General features: G+C 66.0%; 18 protein-coding genes. 8 read left to right on the forward strand and 10 right to left on the reverse strand.

What is annotated here, in order from left to right:
• Window positions 1–100: 100 nt before the first annotated feature.
• The 3 genes from ACFWB0_RS09905 to ACFWB0_RS09915 are packed head-to-tail and all read left to right on the forward strand — an operon-like array spanning window position 101 to window position 3,784.
• Complete coding sequence (locus ACFWB0_RS09905; RefSeq protein WP_378490270.1) at window positions 101–1,777, forward strand: cytochrome c biogenesis protein ResB; 1,677 nt, start codon at window positions 101–103, stop codon at window positions 1,775–1,777.
• A complete protein-coding gene (ccsB, locus tag ACFWB0_RS09910; protein WP_378490271.1) occupies window positions 1,774–2,742 on the forward strand; it encodes a c-type cytochrome biogenesis protein CcsB in 969 nt (322 codons plus the stop codon). The genes ACFWB0_RS09905 and ccsB overlap by 4 nt, the downstream gene beginning before the upstream one ends.
• Window positions 2,743–2,794: 52 nt before the next feature.
• Window positions 2,795–3,784 carry a MinD/ParA family protein gene (locus ACFWB0_RS09915; protein ID WP_378490272.1) on the forward strand — a complete coding sequence of 330 codons (990 nt, stop codon included), beginning with the start codon at window positions 2,795–2,797 and terminating at the stop codon, window positions 3,782–3,784.
• Window positions 3,785–3,786: 2 nt separating this feature from the next.
• Here ACFWB0_RS09915 and ACFWB0_RS09920 read toward each other — a convergent pair whose 3' ends face one another.
• Both ACFWB0_RS09920 and ACFWB0_RS09925 read right to left on the reverse strand, forming a co-directional pair.
• Window positions 3,787–3,996 carry a hypothetical protein gene (locus ACFWB0_RS09920; protein WP_378490273.1) on the reverse strand — a complete coding sequence of 70 codons (210 nt, stop codon included), beginning with the start codon at window positions 3,994–3,996 and terminating at the stop codon, window positions 3,787–3,789.
• 203 nt (window positions 3,997–4,199) lie between these two features.
• Complete coding sequence (locus ACFWB0_RS09925) at window positions 4,200–4,409, reverse strand: BldC family transcriptional regulator (protein ID WP_378490274.1); 210 nt, start codon at window positions 4,407–4,409, stop codon at window positions 4,200–4,202.
• Window positions 4,410–4,657: 248 nt separating this feature from the next.
• On the opposite strand from ACFWB0_RS09925, the gene ACFWB0_RS09930 reads away from it, so the two are divergent.
• The 5 genes from ACFWB0_RS09930 to ACFWB0_RS09950 all read left to right on the forward strand — a co-directional run bounded on the left by ACFWB0_RS09930 (window position 4,658) and on the right by ACFWB0_RS09950 (window position 7,435).
• Window positions 4,658–4,966, forward strand: coding sequence for a DUF4229 domain-containing protein (locus tag ACFWB0_RS09930; protein WP_378490348.1), 309 nt, complete (start codon window positions 4,658–4,660; stop codon window positions 4,964–4,966).
• 71 nt (window positions 4,967–5,037) lie between these two features.
• Window positions 5,038–6,129 (forward strand): PLP-dependent cysteine synthase family protein, encoded by a 1,092-nt coding sequence (locus ACFWB0_RS09935; protein WP_378490349.1) that lies wholly within the window; start codon window positions 5,038–5,040, stop codon window positions 6,127–6,129.
• Between the two features lie 78 nt (window positions 6,130–6,207).
• The gene (locus tag ACFWB0_RS09940) at window positions 6,208–6,426 is read left to right on the forward strand and encodes a helix-turn-helix domain-containing protein (protein ID WP_378490275.1); all 219 of its coding nucleotides are present in this window, start codon (window positions 6,208–6,210) and stop codon (window positions 6,424–6,426) included.
• A gap of 4 nt (window positions 6,427–6,430) precedes the next feature.
• Window positions 6,431–7,003 carry a Clp protease N-terminal domain-containing protein gene (locus tag ACFWB0_RS09945; protein WP_378490276.1) on the forward strand — a complete coding sequence of 191 codons (573 nt, stop codon included), beginning with the start codon at window positions 6,431–6,433 and terminating at the stop codon, window positions 7,001–7,003.
• Between the two features lie 42 nt (window positions 7,004–7,045).
• The gene (locus ACFWB0_RS09950; protein ID WP_378490277.1) at window positions 7,046–7,435 is read left to right on the forward strand and encodes a phage holin family protein; all 390 of its coding nucleotides are present in this window, start codon (window positions 7,046–7,048) and stop codon (window positions 7,433–7,435) included.
• Window positions 7,436–7,440: 5 nt separating this feature from the next.
• Here the strand turns inward: ACFWB0_RS09950 and ACFWB0_RS09955 are convergent, their stop codons facing one another.
• The 8 genes from ACFWB0_RS09955 to ACFWB0_RS09990 all read right to left on the reverse strand — a co-directional run bounded on the left by ACFWB0_RS09955 (window position 7,441) and on the right by ACFWB0_RS09990 (window position 13,470).
• Complete coding sequence (locus ACFWB0_RS09955; RefSeq protein WP_378490278.1) at window positions 7,441–8,310, reverse strand: 1,4-dihydroxy-2-naphthoate polyprenyltransferase; 870 nt, start codon at window positions 8,308–8,310, stop codon at window positions 7,441–7,443.
• Between the two features lie 56 nt (window positions 8,311–8,366).
• Window positions 8,367–9,515, reverse strand: coding sequence for an o-succinylbenzoate--CoA ligase (menE, locus tag ACFWB0_RS09960; protein WP_378490279.1), 1,149 nt, complete (start codon window positions 9,513–9,515; stop codon window positions 8,367–8,369).
• On the reverse strand, window positions 9,512–9,808 hold the full coding sequence (locus ACFWB0_RS09965; RefSeq protein WP_378490280.1) for a DUF3349 domain-containing protein: 297 nt from the start codon (window positions 9,806–9,808) through the stop codon (window positions 9,512–9,514). The genes menE and ACFWB0_RS09965 overlap by 4 nt, the downstream gene beginning before the upstream one ends.
• 11 nt (window positions 9,809–9,819) lie before the next feature.
• Complete coding sequence (locus ACFWB0_RS09970) at window positions 9,820–10,176, reverse strand: DUF3349 domain-containing protein (RefSeq protein ID WP_378490281.1); 357 nt, start codon at window positions 10,174–10,176, stop codon at window positions 9,820–9,822.
• Window positions 10,177–10,222: 46 nt separating this feature from the next.
• Window positions 10,223–10,495 carry a hypothetical protein gene (locus ACFWB0_RS09975; RefSeq protein WP_378490282.1) on the reverse strand — a complete coding sequence of 91 codons (273 nt, stop codon included), beginning with the start codon at window positions 10,493–10,495 and terminating at the stop codon, window positions 10,223–10,225.
• Window positions 10,492–11,673 (reverse strand): anion permease, encoded by a 1,182-nt coding sequence (locus ACFWB0_RS09980; RefSeq protein ID WP_378490283.1) that lies wholly within the window; start codon window positions 11,671–11,673, stop codon window positions 10,492–10,494. Before ACFWB0_RS09980 ends, ACFWB0_RS09975 begins: the two co-directional genes overlap by 4 nt.
• Window positions 11,674–11,806: 133 nt before the next feature.
• The gene (locus tag ACFWB0_RS09985) at window positions 11,807–12,187 is read right to left on the reverse strand and encodes a VOC family protein (RefSeq protein WP_378490284.1); all 381 of its coding nucleotides are present in this window, start codon (window positions 12,185–12,187) and stop codon (window positions 11,807–11,809) included.
• Between the two features lie 83 nt (window positions 12,188–12,270).
• Window positions 12,271–13,470: a DUF418 domain-containing protein gene (locus ACFWB0_RS09990; protein WP_378490285.1), complete on the reverse strand. Its 1,200-nt coding sequence runs from the start codon at window positions 13,468–13,470 to the stop codon at window positions 12,271–12,273.
• Between the last annotated feature and the right edge of the window lie 29 nt (window positions 13,471–13,499).

The following is a 13,499-nucleotide window of genomic DNA, read 5'->3' on the forward strand; positions in this document are numbered from 1 at the left end:
CTCGTCCCGATTCGGTTGCTCGGCGCAGCCTCACCCCTTCGGAAGGAGGTCGGCGTTTCCTCTCCCTCGTGAACGAGGGAGCATCCGCGCCGAACAACAGATGACGGCCACCGACACGCAGACCTCCGCACCACCGCCCGGCCCCCCGAAGCAGAGCTCGGTCGCACGCGCGGCGGCGTTCGTACGCAACACGTGGCGCGGCCTGACATCGATGCGCACGGCGCTCGTGCTGCTGTTCCTCCTGGCGCTCGCCGCGATTCCCGGTGCACTGCTGCCGCAGCGCAACCTCAACGTCGGAAAGGTCGACGAATACATCGCCGCCCGCCCGACCCTCGGGCAGTTCATGGACCGGCTCGAGCTGTTCGACGTGTTCGGCAGCTTCTGGTTCACCGCGATCTACGCCCTGCTGTTCATCTCGCTCATCGGATGCATTCTGCCGCGCTGCGCCGAGTACTACCGCGCGTTGCGTGCCCGACCGGTCAAGGCACCGCGCAACCTCTCCCGTCTGCCGCATCACGTCGAGACCACGGTCGACGACGAACCCGATGCGGTCATCGAGCGCGTGCGGGGCGAACTGCGCGGGTGGCGCGTCGAGCGTCGGGAGGGAGCCACGAAGGGCCGGGATGACGAGCTCACACTGTCGGCGGAGAAGGGATATCTTCGCGAGGCAGGGAACCTGGTCTTCCACATCTCGCTGGTCGCGTTGCTCGCCACCATCGCCCTCGGCAAGCTCTTCGGCTACGAAGGTCAGCGCATCCTCGTCGCGAACGGTGAAGAGTTCTGCACTACATCGCCCGCCTCGTTCGACTCGTTCATTGCGGGTATCGAACTCGACGGCACGGGACTGACACCGATCTGTGTGCGGGTGAAAGACTTCACCGCCGACTATCTCGACAACGGTCAGGCCGAGATGTTCACCTCCAACATCGAATACCAGTACGGGAGCGACGTTGCGGCGAACATCTGGAGCGACGAGCAGCTGAAGGTCAACCATCCCCTCCGAGTGGGCGGCGACCGCGTCTACCTGCAGGGCCACGGATACGCGCCTACCTTCACGGTCACCTGGCCGAACGGCGAGACGCGCACCGAGACGTTGCAGTGGGCACCCGAGGACGCCACGAGCTTCCTGAGCAGCGGCGCGATGAGGTTCGATCCGCCCGGCGGGATGTTCCCCGACGTCGACGAACGGCGAAAGAACCAGATCGCGCTCGAAGGGCTCTTCGCGCCGACCGCGGCGTTCCACGGCACATTGTTGTCGTCGGCGTTCCCCGCGATGCTGGACCCGGCCGTCGCCATCGACGTCTACAAGGGTGACTCCGGTCTCGACACCGGGAGTCCGCAGTCGTTGTTCTCGCTCAACAAAGAACTCATCAACCAGGGCCGGCTGGTCAAGCAGGAGCGCGTCAACCTGAAGCCGGGGGAGAGCGTCTCGCTGGCAGACGGCACCGAGGTGCGGTTCGACGGCGCGGTCGATTTCGTCAATCTGCAGGTCTCGCACGACCCGTTCCAGTCGTGGGTGCTGGTGTCCGCGGTCGCGATGATGGCGGGCCTGCTGCTGTCCCTCCTGGTCAAACGACGAAGGGTATGGGTGCGCGTCTATCGGGCGGGTACAGTATCGGACGGTGAACGACGAACTGTAGTAGAACTCGGTGGTCTCGCTCGCACCGATCAGGCCGGGTGGGGCGACGAGTTCGACCGGTTGGTCTCCCGGCTTCTCGGTGGGAACACAGAAGGCAACCGTGTGCCCGGCACCGGGGCACAGGAGGAGAAGGCATGACGTTGAACGACACCCTCGCGAAGTACAGCGACTGGAGCTTCGAAGCGGCGTTCGCCGTGGTGGTGCTGGCCATGCTCCTGATCGTGACCGAGTATGCGAGCTACCGCTCGAAGGTCGTCGCCGAACGTGAGCTCGTCTCGGCCGGTGGCGCCGGATCGTCCGTCCGGTCGGGGCCGGGGCGCGTGCAGAACACCACCGGGCGAACGCTCTCGGAGCGACTCGGCAACATGGGCCGGGCCCTCGTCGTGGTGGCCGCGGGGTTGATGATCGCGTCGATCGTGCTCCGCGGCGTGGCGACCGAACGGTTCCCGCTCGGCAACATGTACGAGTTCGTGGCGATGGCGTGTGCGGCCGCGACCGTGTTCGGTCTGGTGATGCTGCGCAAGCCCGCCTACCGCATGCTGTGGGTGTACGTGCTCGCCCCCGTGGCGGTGCTGATGTTCCTGGCCGCGACCGTGCTCTACGCGGATGCCGCGCCTGTCGTGCCTGCCCTGCGTTCGTTCTGGCTGCCGATCCACGTGACGATCATCAGCGTGGGTAGCGGCATCTTCCTGCTCGCCGGTGCGGCGAGCCTGCTGTTCCTGCTGCGGATCCGGCATCCGGAGGGCTCCGAGAAGGGCGTGCTGGGCGCGATCGCAGCGCGGCTGCCCGACGCCCAGATCCTCGACCGTCTCGCCTACCGGAGCACGATCATCGGCTTCCCGCTGTTCGGCATCGGCATCATTCTCGGCGCCATCTGGGCGGAGGCCGCCTGGGGGCGATTCTGGGGATGGGATCCCAAGGAAACGGTCTCGTTCATCACCTGGGTGATCTACGCCGCGTATCTCCACGCCCGCGCGACGTCGGGATGGCGCAATACGCGCGCTGCATGGATCAACATCGCGGGTTTTGTGGCGATGCTGTTCAACCTGTTCATCATCAACATGGTGGTGTCCGGACTGCACTCGTACGCCGGTCTGAACTGACCACTGCTATCGTCCTCGGCGATGTGAGGAACTGCGATCGGGGGGAACGCGGATGGTGGAAGGATCCGGCCGGACAGCTGAGACGAGCCTGTCGGACCGAGATACCGGGAGTCTGTCGGCCCGGGATCTCGACTCGTCGCTACTCGTCCGCAGGGCCACGCCCGCGCCCGAACGAGGATGGCGTCGGGCGCTCTTCCACGCGTCCGGTGGACGGATCGACGTGGGCGACAGCGCGCGAGACCAACGGCGCAGGGAACTCGCCGACCAGGTCTCGCAACCACTGCGCGGGTGCTATCGCATCGCGTTGCTCAGCCTCAAGGGTGGTGTCGGCAAGACGACCACGACGGTGACCCTGGGTTCGACGTTCGCGGAATTGCGGGGCGATCGGGTGGTCGCGGTGGATGCGAATCCCGACCGCGGCACGCTGAGCCAGAAGGTGCCGACAGAGACGGCTGCCACCGTGCGGACTCTCCTGCGCGACGAGGCGCATATCGAGCGATACAGCGACGCCAGGGCTTATACCTCGCAGAATGTGCATCGTCTCGAAGTGTTGGCTTCCGACAGCGACCCTGCGGTCTCCGAAGCCTTCAGCGCGCAGGACTACGAACGGACACTGGCGCTGCTCGAGCGCTACTACAGCATCGTGCTCACCGATTGCGGCACAGGACTCATGCATTCTGCGATGCGCGCGATCCTGGAGAACACCGATGCATTGGTGGTGATCAGTTCGGGTTCGGTGGACGGTGCGCGTAGTGCGTCGGCGACCCTCGACTGGCTCGACGCACACGGCTACCGCGATCTGGTGAGTGGGTCGGTCGCGGTGGTCAATTCTGTTCGCCCGAAATCGGGCAAGGTCGACCTCGACCGTGTGGTGGGGCATTTCGAGCAGCGGTGCCGTGCGGTGCACCTGTTGCCGTTCGACCCACATCTGGAAGAGGGCGCCGAAGTGGACCTCGAGCGATTGCTACCCGGTACGCGCCGCGCTCTACTCCGGCTCGCCGCCGAAGTGGCATCGGGTTTCGGACGGCCGGCAGGGGCCTGACCTCAGTCGTTGCCTTCCTGAGGGTTGCCATCGGCCCGACCGGTTTCGTCGGTGTGCCGTCGGCGGACCTCGCGATCGACCTTCCAGAGGAATTCCGGATCATCGTCCGGGCCGAGGCCCCGCGACGGGGTGTGGGTCAGATCCGGTCCGAAGGCTTTCCACAACAGGAAGGCGAGCGTCACCGCACCTATGAGTGCCAGCAGATAGAGCACGATGCACCTCCTTGCGTGGTTCGACGCCGCGCTGCCTCCGGCGTCGTACTGTCCGATTCACACCAGTCTATGCCGCTCGACCGAGTGCGGCATCGGCGCGGGTACATAGACGTAACGATCGTGATTGTCGTGTTCGTCCGAATACCGCACACATGCAGAATCGGAGACCGCCCGGCCTCGCGCGCGAAGCCGGGCGGTCTTCGTCAGCGGGTGGCTTCGGTGGTGAGGGACCGCAGCAGTGCAAGGACCTCGGATTCGCGGAATCGGCGATGGCCACCGGGCGTGCGCAGTGAGCCGAGTCGGCCGGCGTGTGCCCAGCGGGTCACGGTCTTGGGGTCCACATGGAAGAGGCCGGCGACCTGGCCGGGGGTCAGCAGGGATTCTTTGGCGCCATTGAAGGTGGGTGCGCTCATTGCGAATGTCCTCCCGGTTGTTTTGTCTTGATCGGGTTGTTCGATCGGGTTGTCCCAAGCCATGTTGACACCGAGACCCCTGGTTGCTCGAACGGTCAGTGGTTGGTAAAGCGGAAGTAATGGACAAAACGGACGCATGTCCGACTTCTGTCGAAGCTTCCGGAAGCGGCTGGATCGATACCGACGGCTACCCTGGTGGCGTGACCGACGAACACCGCACCGACTCAGCGAATACCCCGAACGACCCCATCCGAAACACACCGAATGCGAGTAATTCGGGCACCGGCTCCCTAGTGCGCGATATTGCGCTGTATTCGCTGGCCAGGCTTGCGCTCGTCGTGGTTCTCGCGGCGGCCATCGTGTACGTTCCTCAGGCGTTCGGTGTGGAAATTCCCCTGCTCGTCGCGGCATTGTTCGCGGTGCTCATCGCGTTGCCGCTGTCCCTGGTCCTGTTCGCGCGCCTGCGTCGCCGGGTGAACGAGGGCATCGCCGCAGTGGACGAGCGTCGTCGCACCACCCGCGCCGACCTCGAGAACCGTCTGCGCGGCGAGGGCTAGACGTGACGGATGTCGGTCCGGGCGCCGGCGATCGCCGTGAGTCTCGCATCGTCGATCAGCATGCGTCTCGCATTGTCGATCACAGCGCGTCCCGCATCTGGGTGGACAACGCGATCCGGTTGATCGAGGCCGACGCGCAGCGCAGCGCCGATACACATCTCCTGAGATATCCGCTGCCTGCGGAGTGGGGGATCGACCTCTACATCAAGGACGAATCGACGCACATCACCGGCAGTCTCAAGCATCGGCTCGCACGGTCGCTGTTCCTGTACGGACTGTGCAACGGGTCGATCGGTGAGAACACGCCCATCATCGAGGCGTCCTCCGGTTCGACGGCGGTGAGTGAGGCGTACTTCGCGCAACTGCTGGGACTCGACTTCGTCGCGGTGGTACCGCGTCGGACCTCACCGGCCAAGGTTGCCTTGATCGAAGCGCAGGGCGGGCGGTGTCACTACGTCGACCGTCCCCCGGAGATCTACACCGAGGCCCAACGGCTGGCCGACGAGCTCGATGGTTGCTATCTCGATCAGTTCACCAATGCGGAGCGGGCCACGGATTGGCGGGGCAACAACAACATCGCCGAATCGATCTTCGAGCAGATGCAGCTCGAACGGCATCCGGTACCGGACTGGATCGTCGTGGGTGCCGGTACCGGTGGAACCAGCGCGACGATCGGCCGCTATATCCGGTATCGCCGCCACCGCACCCGGCTCGCGGTTGTCGATCCGGAGAACTCGGCGTTCTTCGGCGCGTACGAGACCGGTGTCGACGGATATGCGACAGGCATGCCGTCGCGGATCGAGGGCATCGGCCGGCCGCGCGTCGAACCCTCGTTCGTGCCGCAGGTCGTCGACCGGATGATCCGGGTGCCCGATGCCGCCTCGATCGCGGCGATGCGCCACGGTAGTGCTGCGCTGGGCAGGCGCGTGGGTGGATCGACGGGAACCAACCTGTGGGGTGCGTTCGGTCTGATCGGCGAGATGCTGGCCGCTGGTCGGACGGGCAGCGTGGTCACGCTGCTGTGCGACGGCGGTGAGCGGTACGCCGATACGTACTACTCGGACGAATGGCTGGCCGCGGAAGGGCTCGCGGCGTCGGAGTGGGTCGGGGTGCTGGAGAAGTTCTCCGCGACCGGCCGCTGGGAGCCGCGCGACGACGGTTGATCAGGTGCTGGGGACGTCCTGATGGCTCGGTTGTCAATTTCCGTTGACGCCCTCATGGTGTCAACCTATATTGACATCATGAGTAATGAAGCCACCGCACTCGCCGCATCAGCTGCGAGTCCTGATCCCGCCGAAGGGCTGCGCGCTGTCGTTGCTCTGCGACGTCTGCTCGAACGGCTCGAATCCATCCAGGTCGAGAGCGCGCGTCGGCAGGGTTGGTCGTGGCAGGCGATCGCCGACTCACTCGAAGTGAGCCGACAGGCCGTCCACCAGAAGTACAACCGGAAGCGCAGGTAGAACCATGTTCGAACGTTTCACCGACAGCGCACGTTCGGCGGTCGTCGCGGCACAGGCCGAAGCGCGCCGCCTGCACGCCGATCGGATCACCACAGCGCATGTGTTGCTGGGCGTGCTGGTCACCGCCGACGAACGCCTACGCACGTCGCTTGCGGATGTCGGCCTGACCATCGACGGAGCTCGCACGGATCTGGCCGCGATGAACCGGGACCATCCGCTGGGACCCGACGACGCGGCTGCGCTCGAAGCGATCGGTATCGACCTCGACGCCGTCCGAGCCCGGGTCGAGGACGCCTTCGGCGAAGGCGTCCTGGACCGGCCTGCACCGAAGGAGCGCCGCGGGAGATTCTCGGATCTGTTCGGCGACCACATCCCGTTCGAACGCAATGCCAAGAAGACGCTCGAACTGGCGTTGCGCGAGGCGATCGCACACCGCGACCGCTCGATCGGCTCCGAACACATCATGCTGGGACTGCTGCGGAGCGACGACACGGCAACCAGGTCACTGATCGAGGCACACGTACCCCGGAACCGTCTCCGGCAGATTCTGACCGCCCGTCTCGACGCCGCGGCATGAGCCACACCGAGCTGTCGAGAGAACATGTGTCACAGTGTCTGCATGATTTCACTGATCCTGCGGTTGATCATCAACGCGGTCGGGCTGTGGCTGGCGGCTCGACTCGTTACCGGCGTCGACATCGTCGGAGTCGACGGAGGTGAGTTCACGGTCGAGACAGCGGTAAAGCTGCTGATCCTCGCCGCGATCTTCACCGTGGTCAATGCCCTGGTGAAGCCGCTCGTGAAGCTGCTGTCACTACCGTTGGTCATCCTGAGCCTCGGGCTCTTCCTGCTCGTCATCAATGCCCTGATGCTGTGGCTGACCTCGTGGGTGGCCGAATTCTTCGACGGCGGACTCACGATCTCGGGATTCTGGGCGGCGTTCTGGGGCGGCCTGATCATCGCCCTCGTCAACTTCGTTCTCGGGCTGGTCGTCCCCGACCGGGACTGAGAATCTCAGCCGAAGGCGAGTGCGACACCCGTCGCTACCGCCCACACCAGCATCGCGAGCGCGGTGTCGCGCAACGCAGGCAGGAGCTCGAGACCGAGCCCTCCTGACCGCACCGGCGCGTGTGCGCGCACCGCGAGCGGAGCTGCGAGCAGACCGACCAACGCCCACGGTGTCACCGCGACCAGTGCGAGCGACATGGCGAACGGCGTCGTGAGCAATCCGAGATGCAGCATGCGGGTGCGTGGGTCGCCCAATCGGACGGCCAGCGTGCGCTTACCGCTGTCGGTGTCGGTGGGGATGTCGCGCAAGTTGTTCGTCACCATCACCGCGCTCGAGAAGCAGCCCATCGCCACGGCGCCCGCCAACCCGGCGAGGGTGACCTGCTCGGCCTGCACGAATTGTGTTCCGAGCACCGCGACCAAACCGAAGAACACGAAGACGGCCACTTCACCGAGACCGCTGTAGCCGTACGGGGTACGGCCGCCGGTGTAGTACCACGCGCCCACGATGCACACGAGGCCCACCAGGACCAACCACCACGCGCTCGTCAGGGCAAGTACGAGACCCGCGACCGCGGCGATTCCGAAACATGCGAAGGCGGCGCGCTTGACTGCGCCCGGGGATGCCGCACCAGAACCGACCAGACGCATCGGTCCGACGCGCTCGTCGTCGGTGCCGCGGATTCCGTCGGAGTAGTCGTTGGCGAGGTTCACCCCGATGTTGAGGGCGAGCGAGACCACCAGTGCCAGCAGCGCCTTCCACCACACCGCATCACCGAGTGCCGCGGCGGCGCCCGTACCCACGATGACGGGGGAGATCGCGTTCGGGAGGGTGCGGGGACGAGCTCCTTCGAGCCATTGACCAGCGGTTGCCATTCGTCGATCTTCGCACTTCGGCGGCCGCCCGTCCGGGGCGGGACCCGGCTCGTCGCTCAGGAAAACCTGGTGACCAGAGCGCGACGATCGATCTTGCCCGGCCCGCGAAGGGGCAGGGCGTCCAGCAGATGCAGCTCGCGGGGTGCCGCGGTCGTATCCAGGGTCGCTGTCGTCCACTCGCGTAGTTCGCCGAGCGTGGGTGAGAAGCCCTTCTCCGGGACGACGACCACCACCACCCGCTGGCCGAGTCGGTCGTCGGGTAGTCCGATCACCGCGACCTCCCGGACTGCGGGGTGCTCGACGAGGACGGCTTCGACGACCTGGGGAACCACGGTCAGCCCGCCGGACGAGATGGCCTCGTCCAGCCGGCCGAGGATGCGAAGGACACCGTCGTCGACCAGCCCGGCGTCGTCGGTGCGGAACCAGCCCGGCGCGGTGAACGCCGGATGGTCGGGGAGCCCGCGGTACCCGGATGCGAGCACCGAACCGCCGAGCCATACGCGGGTGTCCGCATCGATACGGACGTCGACGCCCGTCAGCGGGACGCCGTCGTAGACGCACCCGCCACACGTCTCACTCATGCCGTACGTGCGCACGACGTTCACACCGGCCTCGCGTGCCCGACGCAGCACCGGTTCCGGAGTGGCCGCACCGCCGAGCAGGATCGCGTCGAGGTCCGCGAGCGCGGCGAGCGCATCCGGATGGTCGAGGGCCTTGATGAGCTGGGTCGGCACCATCGACGAGTAGCGTCGCGGTCCGCGCATCGCTGCGACCGCAGCGGGCAGGGTGGCGGGATCGAACCCGTCGGAGACGTCCACGATCACGGGTTCGGTACCCGACAGGATGCTCCGCAGCAGCACCTGCATCCCCGCGATGTGGTGCGCAGGCAGTGCAAGCAACCACGAACCGGTGCCGCCGATCCGCTCGTGGGTGGCGTCTCCGCTGGCTCGCAACGCCCCCGCGGTGAGCTGAGCGCCCTTGGGGATTCCGGTGGTACCCGAGGTCGCGACGACGAGGCCGACTGCATCGTCGATCGGTTCGCCGGGGTGCAGCGCGTCGGTGAGGCGGCGGATCTCCCGGTCGTCGTCGGCGGGAATCGGCAGAAGGGGAGGGCCCTGGCCGTCGAGCATGCGCTGCAGCGCGGGCACGACGTCATGAGCCCCCTCGCCGGTCGGGACGTGGAGGAGAGTGAGGGCCGCGCTCATCGGTCGTGCCCTGTGAGCGGCCATCCTCCGGCCTCGAGGTGCACGCGGACCCGGTCGATGTCGTGTCCGAGTGGCATCTCGTTGGTGACCTTGGTGATGAGGACGGCGATGTCGGTTTTGGTGATCGGCAGATCGCCTTCGTCGATGAGGGCGTCGGCAACCTGATCGACCTCCTCGTCGGACAGCCGGCGCTTCAGGAGTGCGAACAGTGGCACGTAGTCCTGCTCGGGTACGCCCTCCGGATACCCGGCACGCAACCATTCGATGATCGAAGCGAGGAAGGGAGGAAGCATCGGCGTGTTCCTCAGAGAGTCCCTGTGCGCGGCTCGTCGCCGAGCTCGTCGCCGTCGGGGTCGTCGTCGGCCGAGACCACAGGCCAGCCCCCTGCGACGAGCTGTTCTGTGACCCGTTCGAGGTCTTCGTCGGTCGGTTGTTCCTGCAGCACCCCAGCGATGATCTGCCGCAGTGAGTCGTAGTCGACGTGCCGCTGCGGATGCTCGTGGGCGGTCGCGACCGACAGCTCGAGAATCTCGGAGATGTCCTCGTCCGTCAACTTCCGCCGGAGGACGGACAGGAGCGCGAAGTGATCCTTGGGAGGGATTCCTTCGGGATAACCGGCACGTAGCCAGTCCAGTACCGAGCGAAGGGAATGCCGAGGCAAGGTGATCGTTGGTCCTTCTCTTCGGTGATGATCTCTTCGGTGATGATCAGAACAGGTGAATACCGAAGCTGCTGGACAGGAAGTCCGCAGTCAACAGCAGTATCCCAGCAATGATCGCGACGACGACAACGGTGAAACACGCGATCGCACCGATACGGCCCAGCGTTCGGCGACCGGGATCGACCGCGCCTGCGCCGTCATTTCCGAGCGACAGTGACCGCATCCCGAGTGCGAAGACCGCGGGCAGGCCTGCTCCCAGAACGACGCCGACCACCACAACCTGCCACAGTGAATCGAGTGTGGAGACCAGCAGGTTCACGCGCGCCCCTCCTGAACGACGGGATCGGTGTTCTGGGCTTCGGCTTCGGAGGCGCCCTCCCACGAGGCGTTCACGTTGGACGCATCGACCGGCTGCAGCCGCGACCGCAGGTACATGACACCCGCGAGTGCACACAGAATTGCGAACACGACGAGGACACCGGCCAGACCGCCGATCAGATGGGCGATGAGCCAGCACACGGCACCGACCACACCCGCGCACGGCAGGGTGATCAGCCACGCCACGGCCATTCGGCCGGCGATACCCCAGCGCACCTCGGCGCCCTTCGTGCCGAGTCCGGTGCCGAGGATCGAGCCGGTGGCCACGTGCGTGGTCGACAACGGCAGTCCGAAATGGCTGGACGTGAGGATGATCGCGGCCGACGAGGATTCCGCCGCCATGCCCTGAGGAGGCGTGATCTCGACCAGGCCCTTGCCGAGGGTGCGGATGATCCGCCAACCGCCGAGATACGTGCCAAGCGCAATGGCGACGGCGCAGGTGAACTTCACCCAGAACGGCATCTCGGTGTCGGGAGTGATGGTTCCGTACGCGACGAGCGCCAGGAAGATCACGCCCATCGTCTTCTGCGCATCGTTGGTGCCGTGCGCGAGCGACACCAGCGACGCCGTGCCGATCTGACCGATCCGGAAGCCCTTGCCGCGGGTCTCTTCGGGAACGTCGTGAGTCAGGCGATGTACCGACCACGTGCCTATCATCGCGATCAGTGCGGCGACGACGGGTGCGAGCAGGGCCGGGATGATCACCTTGCCCAGTACTCCGTCCCACACGACACCGCTCGTGCCGAGCGCAGCGAGGGCGGCGCCGATCAGCCCGCCGAACAAAGCGTGCGACGAACTCGACGGCAGGCCGAACAGCCACGTCGCGAGATTCCAGAGGATGCCGCCGACGAGTCCGGCGAACACGATCACCAACAGCGATGAACCGCCGGTGCTGTCGAGATTCACCACACCCTTGGCGACGGTCGCGGCGACCTCGACGGACAGGAAGGCGCCGACGAGGTTGAGGACGGCCGACAGGCCGACAGCGGTTTTCGGTTTCAACGCTCCGGTGGCGATGGATGTGGCCATCGCGTTGCCCGTGTCGTGGAAGCCGTTCGTGAAATCGAATGCGAGGGCAGTGACGACCACTACCAGTAGGACAACGAACTCTGCGGTCACGTCTTCCGATTGTGGGGTAAACGGGCGGTGAATGTACAGCTACTGGGAGGTTGCCCACGCCTCTCTTCGGGAGGATTCGCACTCGAACGGGAGGTGGCAGGCGCGGACCGTGTGCAATGTCACCGCGGCGGGTTCAGCGGAGGTCGCGCCGGATCGGATGATCCGGCGGAATCTGCACCAGAACCAGGGGGATCCCGTCCGGGTCGTCGATCCACATCTCGTGCAGCCCCCACGGCTCCTGCCGGGCTGCCCGGGTGATCGGGATACCTGCCTCGGCGAGCTCGTTCTGCGCGGCGTACACGTCCCGTACCTGTAACCACAGTGCTCCGTGGAAGCTCTGCGCGTCGTCGCGTCCGCCGTGCGCAGCGATCTCGATCAGTCCCTGGCCTGCAAAGAACACGGTGCCACCCGGATACTCCCGGGCGATGGCAAGCCCCAGTGTCCGTCCGTAGAACTGCAGTGTGGCGTCGTAATCGCGGGGGCGAAGGATCGTCCGGCTGCTCAGGATCTCCATGGCCTCATCTTCATGGCCTCATCTTCGCTGTGTCTATCCGTCCTGCGGTCCGGTGTGCGAGAAATCGGGCCGCTCGCGATCGGTCACGCATGGAGTGTGCCCGACCCGGCGCGCTGAGGGTCCGTCTCCGGCCGGTCGGAACCGCCACGGGTGAGCAGGTCGAACGACGCCTTCCACAGCCACTCGACCGGCCCCTGCCGGAACCTCCGTAGCCACAGCCGGCTCGCGGCGACGAGGATCGCGCACACCGCGAGGTACACCGCGACGGTGAACTGCGTCCGGTACGTGGGGTCGATCCGCGCGGCAAGGCCGAATCCCCAGCCGTAGCAGATCACCGACGCGATGACGTTCTGCAGGAGGTAGCAGCTCAGCGCAGTCTTGCCGATGCCCTGCAGCCATCCGCCGAGGGTGCCGACGCGGTCGCGAGTCGAATACCACTGCGCGATCAGCGCCAACAGTCCGACGGCCACGAACGGCGCGATTGCGTAGCGGGACGCGAACAGACCTGCGCTGCCACCGAACAGACCCACAGCGATGTCGACGGGTGCGGCGATGCCTCCGGTCACCATGAGCTTGCGGCGTAGGCGAGCGCCGCGTTCATCGAAGACGCCCGCATCGAACAGGGCGGCACCGGCGAGGAACATCACGATGGTCAGCGGCACCACGATGATCATCTCGGCACGGAAGGCAAGCAGATTCTCGGTACGGAACACCACCAGGTCCCACCAGCTACCGGTCGCGAAGATGTCCGTCGGCTCGCTGGAGGAGCCCTCCGAGGCGGGGGTTGCGGCAAGCGCGACCACGACTGTGGTCACGAGCAGCATGTGCACGACGGCAGCGGTGCCTGCAATCCACATCCGGGTGCGATGTGAGGACACCACCACGCCGCACACGAGCATCGACACCACCGCGTAGCCCATCAGCACGTCGAACTCGGCGACGAGGAAGTAGTGCACGAGCCCGTCGACGAACAGCAGGAACGCCCGGGTCCGGTAGTTCCCGGGCCATGCCCGTCCCGCTCGCCGAGCCGATGCGGCCTGGATCGCGAGTCCCACCCCGAACATCAAACTGAGAAGCCCCAGGAACTTGCCCTGCGCGAGCTGCATCAGGATGCGCTGCGGCCACGGATCCGATCCCGCCGTCTCGAGATAGCCGACGATCCCGGCGGGATCGGTGAAGATCCAGATGTTCGTACCGAGTGTGCCCAGAATCGCGATTCCGCGCGCGACGTCGAGCGCAGCGATCCGAGCGCGGGACGGTGCAGCAGTGTGGGTGGTGGCCATGTCGTCGACCCTCGCGCAGGACACCGTGT

It is taken from the genome of Rhodococcus sp. NPDC060086 (assembly GCF_042730275.1).
In the GTDB taxonomy this organism is placed as follows: Bacteria; Actinomycetota; Actinomycetes; order Mycobacteriales; family Mycobacteriaceae; genus Rhodococcus.

Excerpts from the sequence above, each read along its gene's own strand:
- ACFWB0_RS09905 (WP_378490270.1), top strand. The coding sequence starts at position 101 with ATGACGGCCACCGACACGCAGACCTCCGCACCACCGCCCGGCCCCCCG.
- ccsB (WP_378490271.1), top strand. The coding sequence starts at position 1,774 with ATGACGTTGAACGACACCCTCGCGAAGTACAGCGACTGGAGCTTCGAA.
- ACFWB0_RS09915 (WP_378490272.1), top strand. The coding sequence starts at position 2,795 with ATGGTGGAAGGATCCGGCCGGACAGCTGAGACGAGCCTGTCGGACCGA.
- ACFWB0_RS09925 (WP_378490274.1), bottom strand. The coding sequence starts at position 4,409 with ATGAGCGCACCCACCTTCAATGGCGCCAAAGAATCCCTGCTGACCCCC.
- ACFWB0_RS09940 (WP_378490275.1), top strand. The coding sequence starts at position 6,208 with ATGAGTAATGAAGCCACCGCACTCGCCGCATCAGCTGCGAGTCCTGAT.
- ACFWB0_RS09945 (WP_378490276.1), top strand. The coding sequence starts at position 6,431 with ATGTTCGAACGTTTCACCGACAGCGCACGTTCGGCGGTCGTCGCGGCA.
- ACFWB0_RS09950 (WP_378490277.1), top strand. The coding sequence starts at position 7,046 with ATGATTTCACTGATCCTGCGGTTGATCATCAACGCGGTCGGGCTGTGG.
- ACFWB0_RS09955 (WP_378490278.1), bottom strand. The coding sequence starts at position 8,310 with ATGGCAACCGCTGGTCAATGGCTCGAAGGAGCTCGTCCCCGCACCCTC.
- menE (WP_378490279.1), bottom strand. The coding sequence starts at position 9,515 with ATGAGCGCGGCCCTCACTCTCCTCCACGTCCCGACCGGCGAGGGGGCT.
- ACFWB0_RS09965 (WP_378490280.1), bottom strand. The coding sequence starts at position 9,808 with ATGCTTCCTCCCTTCCTCGCTTCGATCATCGAATGGTTGCGTGCCGGG.
- ACFWB0_RS09985 (WP_378490284.1), bottom strand. The coding sequence starts at position 12,187 with ATGGAGATCCTGAGCAGCCGGACGATCCTTCGCCCCCGCGATTACGAC.
- ACFWB0_RS09990 (WP_378490285.1), bottom strand. The coding sequence starts at position 13,470 with ATGGCCACCACCCACACTGCTGCACCGTCCCGCGCTCGGATCGCTGCG.